Consider the following 3,423-nt stretch of genomic DNA (forward strand, 5'->3'; position numbering starts at 1 on the left):
TAGCGTAAGCTAGTAAGATCCCTGAAAGATGATCAGGTTGATAGGTCTGAGGTGGAAGCGCGGTGACGTGTGGAGCTGACAGATACTAATCGATCGAGGACTTAACCTAAATAGAAAAGCGGAAGAAACCCGTTTAAATCCATAGGGAATTGGAGCGATCGAGAAGAAGTCGTTCTTTGACTTCGTACGAGAGAGTGAAATTACCGTAGGATTTGGCTTCTGTAGCTGGACAAAGTAAGAGCGTAAACTCAATGAAGTGAATTGAATTGTGAATGTTATCTAGTTTTGAAGGAACAACCTTTCAATTAAATTTGTCTGGTGACGATGGCGAAGAGGTCACACCCGTTCCCATGCCGAACACGGAAGTTAAGCTCTTCAGCGCCAATGGTAGTTGGGGGTCTCCCCCTGTGAGAGTAGGACGTTGCCAGGCAAAAGCCCCTTATTTGGGGCTATTATTTTGTTTAATTTTGTAATTGGCCCGTTGGTCAAGCGGTTAAGACACCGCCCTTTCACGGCGGTAACACGGGTTCGAATCCCGTACGGGTCACCATATGGAGGATTAGCTCAGCTGGGAGAGCATCTGCCTTACAAGCAGAGGGTCGGCGGTTCGATCCCGTCATCCTCCACCATCTAAATTTATTGTGCCGGTGTAGCTCAACTGGTAGAGCAACTGACTTGTAATCAGTAGGTTGGGGGTTCAAGTCCTCTTGCCGGCACCACTTAATTATTAATATATGAGCCATTAGCTCAGTTGGTAGAGCACGAACGAATAAGCATCGAAGCGATACTTCAGCGCACATATTGAGCTTCTACTTGATTAGACTTTCTGAAATATGGGCGTCATCACAAGTGCAAAACAACATAATACTACTCATTTAATAATGAGCCATTAGCTCAGTTGGTAGAGCATCTGACTTTTAATCAGAGGGTCGAAGGTTCGAGTCCTTCATGGCTCATCATATACACATCTTGCGGGTGTGGCGGAATTGGCAGACGCGCTAGACTTAGGATCTAGTGTCCTTGTGACGTGGGGGTTCAAGTCCCTTCACCCGCATCAGTTAAATATTGCGGAAGTAGTTCAGTGGTAGAACACCACCTTGCCAAGGTGGGGGTCGCGGGTTCGAATCCCGTCTTCCGCTCTTAGTAAGTGCCGGGGTGGCGGAACTGGCAGACGCACAGGACTTAAAATCCTGCGGTAGGTGACTACCGTACCGGTTCGATTCCGGTCCTCGGCACCACTTACAAAATGCGCCCGTAGCTCAATTGGATAGAGCGTTTGACTACGGATCAAAAGGTTAGGGGTTCGACTCCTCTCGGGCGCGCCATATACCGGGAAGTAGCTCAGCTTGGTAGAGCACTTGGTTTGGGACCAAGGGGTCGCAGGTTCGAATCCTGTCTTCCCGACCAGTTAAAATTTTTAGTTATATAAGGTCCATATATTTGGAGGAATACCCAAGTCCGGCTGAAGGGATCGGTCTTGAAAACCGACAGGGGTGTCAAAACCCGCGGGGGTTCGAATCCCCCTTCCTCCTCCATATTTTTTAATATTTATTTCTATTATCGCGGGGTGGAGCACGAACGACTATGCTTCATTGATTAACATCAGCGTACCGATTGAACTGAATCTTGAATTAACTTCCTGAAATCGGGACGGTCCGTATAAGCAGAAACAGTATGCATAGGATATCTTTATTATTTTTATTATCGCGGGGTGGAGCAGTCTGGTAGCTCGTCGGGCTCATAACCCGAAGGTCGCAGGTTCAAATCCTGTCCCCGCAACCAAATTCAGTTGACGATACTCCATTGCTCTTACTTCTTAGCAAGGTAACATAGGAGTGCATTAGTGCAACTAAATGGTCCGGTAGTTCAGTTGGTTAGAATGCCTGCCTGTCACGCAGGAGGTCGCGGGTTCGAGTCCCGTCCGGACCGCCATTTATCATTAATTATCTAAATATTCAAAATACGCGGAGGGGTAGCGAAGTGGCTAAACGCGGCGGACTGTAAATCCGCTCCTTAGGGTTCGGCAGTTCGAATCTGCCCCCCTCCACCATTTAAATTGATTAATGGCGGTTGTGGCGAAGTGGTTAACGCATCGGATTGTGGTTCCGACATTCGTGGGTTCGATTCCCATCAGCCGCCCCATATAAGTTATAAACGAAATACTATGGTATCAACTTTTACTGAGTTTCAAACTGTACTCAGTAGTCGAAGATATTTCATGTAGCTTCTCAATGGGCTATAGCCAAGCGGTAAGGCATCGCACTTTGACTGCGACATGCGTTGGTTCGAATCCAGCTAGCCCAGCCATATTTTGTTTTAAACTGCGGGTGTAGTTTAGTGGTAAAACCTCAGCCTTCCAAGCTGATGATGAGGGTTCGATTCCCTTCACCCGCTCCATCTTTAATTGTATATGGGCCTATAGCTCAGCTGGTTAGAGCGCACGCCTGATAAGCGTGAGGTCGATGGTTCGAGTCCATTTAGGCCCACCATTTATATTTGTTCCGCAGTAGCTCAGTGGTAGAGCTATCGGCTGTTAACCGATCGGTCGTAGGTTCGAGTCCTACCTGAGGAGCCATTTTCATATGGGGAAATACTCAAGTGGCTAAAAAAGGCGCCCCTGCTAAGGGTGTAGGTCGTGTAAGCGGCGCGAGAGTTCAAATCTCTCTTTCTCCGCCATACATAATATATTGTGCCTTTAGCTCAGCTGGATAGAGCAACGGCCTTCTAAGCCGTCGGTCAGAGGTTCGAATCCTCTAAGGCACGTTCAAACTAATCTAACTTGGATTAGTTTTTTTGCATTGAATTCTCTTTACAAAGCTGTAGATCACAAATAAGAATAAACCTTTATTAGAAGAGACGTTTATTTCTTTAAATCTTATCTTTAGATATTTCAACAAAGTCTTCTCGCAGAGTTCCGTATGTTCTCCTCCGACATCGGCCTCCAGTTATCGCTTCTCAGTACGATCTCCAAAGTCCTCCACTCTATTTGAAGAAGCATTCTTGTAAGCATACTCAGCATCAGTCATGGATGGCGTTTTTGTTAAATTTTATGTTGAAACAATACCATGAATCTCCCGATTTTTCTCTTGAAACTTTTAAAAATTTTTTTCTGAAGAAATAGAAGATTAATAGAAAAGAGTGTTTAAATCTATAAATTTAAGATCAATCTCTTTATATACACAATGAATAGCGGAAGGTAAGATTTTACTTGTAAGCGCTTATACTAGTGAATCAGTTTTAACATTTTGAAGGGAGTGTTGAAGGGCTTTGATTAAAATTAAAAAAAGAGTATTACCAATAATATGGTACCTATAGATAGGACACTTATAAAAGAGTGTTTCATCTATAGGTATTTTTTTATATACTTTAATTTCAAGATAATGGGGATTAGGGGACAACATGAGTAAAATAACATTTTCAACT

At 44.4% G+C, this 3,423-nt stretch carries 1 protein-coding gene, 20 tRNA genes and 2 rRNA genes; 22 read left to right on the forward strand and 1 reads right to left on the reverse strand.

Annotation, left to right across the window (positions count from 1 at the left end; translation table 11 throughout):
• The 22 genes from I7822_RS29265 to I7822_RS29370 all read left to right on the forward strand — a co-directional run.
• Positions 1-109 (forward strand): 23S ribosomal RNA (locus I7822_RS29265); the annotation flags it as partial.
• Positions 110-314: 205 nt separating this feature from the next.
• A 5S ribosomal RNA gene (gene rrf / locus I7822_RS29270) occupies positions 315-430 on the forward strand.
• Between the two features lie 45 nt (positions 431-475).
• Positions 476-550, forward strand: a tRNA-Glu gene (locus tag I7822_RS29275).
• Positions 551-553: 3 nt separating this feature from the next.
• Positions 554-629: transfer RNA gene (locus tag I7822_RS29280), tRNA-Val, on the forward strand.
• A gap of 14 nt (positions 630-643) precedes the next feature.
• Positions 644-719 (forward strand) — tRNA-Thr (locus tag I7822_RS29285).
• 164 nt (positions 720-883) lie between these two features.
• Positions 884-956, forward strand: a tRNA-Lys gene (locus I7822_RS29290).
• 15 nt (positions 957-971) lie between these two features.
• Positions 972-1,054: transfer RNA gene (locus I7822_RS29295), tRNA-Leu, on the forward strand.
• Positions 1,055-1,067: 13 nt separating this feature from the next.
• Positions 1,068-1,139: transfer RNA gene (locus I7822_RS29300), tRNA-Gly, on the forward strand.
• Positions 1,140-1,149: 10 nt separating this feature from the next.
• A tRNA-Leu gene (locus tag I7822_RS29305) sits at positions 1,150-1,238 on the forward strand.
• 10 nt (positions 1,239-1,248) lie between these two features.
• Positions 1,249-1,325, forward strand: a tRNA-Arg gene (locus I7822_RS29310).
• Positions 1,326-1,330: 5 nt separating this feature from the next.
• Positions 1,331-1,407 (forward strand) — tRNA-Pro (locus tag I7822_RS29315).
• 35 nt (positions 1,408-1,442) lie between these two features.
• Positions 1,443-1,535: transfer RNA gene (locus tag I7822_RS29320), tRNA-Ser, on the forward strand.
• Positions 1,536-1,705: 170 nt separating this feature from the next.
• A tRNA-Met gene (locus I7822_RS29325) sits at positions 1,706-1,782 on the forward strand.
• A gap of 73 nt (positions 1,783-1,855) precedes the next feature.
• Positions 1,856-1,932: transfer RNA gene (locus tag I7822_RS29330), tRNA-Asp, on the forward strand.
• A gap of 34 nt (positions 1,933-1,966) precedes the next feature.
• A tRNA-Tyr gene (locus tag I7822_RS29335) sits at positions 1,967-2,050 on the forward strand.
• A gap of 16 nt (positions 2,051-2,066) precedes the next feature.
• Positions 2,067-2,142, forward strand: a tRNA-His gene (locus I7822_RS29340).
• 90 nt (positions 2,143-2,232) lie between these two features.
• Positions 2,233-2,307: transfer RNA gene (locus tag I7822_RS29345), tRNA-Gln, on the forward strand.
• Positions 2,308-2,323: 16 nt separating this feature from the next.
• A tRNA-Gly gene (locus tag I7822_RS29350) sits at positions 2,324-2,397 on the forward strand.
• Positions 2,398-2,412: 15 nt separating this feature from the next.
• Positions 2,413-2,489, forward strand: a tRNA-Ile gene (locus tag I7822_RS29355).
• A gap of 11 nt (positions 2,490-2,500) precedes the next feature.
• Positions 2,501-2,575, forward strand: a tRNA-Asn gene (locus I7822_RS29360).
• Positions 2,576-2,584: 9 nt separating this feature from the next.
• Positions 2,585-2,676: transfer RNA gene (locus I7822_RS29365), tRNA-Ser, on the forward strand.
• Between the two features lie 13 nt (positions 2,677-2,689).
• Positions 2,690-2,763, forward strand: a tRNA-Arg gene (locus I7822_RS29370).
• Positions 2,764-3,218: 455 nt separating this feature from the next.
• Here the strand turns inward: I7822_RS29370 and I7822_RS29375 are convergent.
• Positions 3,219-3,423: hypothetical protein (locus tag I7822_RS29375; protein ID WP_207982555.1), on the reverse strand; the 205-nt coding region annotated here is incomplete at its 5' end.

It is taken from the genome of Metabacillus bambusae, assembly GCF_017497975.1.
In the GTDB taxonomy this organism is placed as follows: Bacteria; Bacillota; Bacilli; order Bacillales; family Bacillaceae; genus Metabacillus; species Metabacillus bambusae.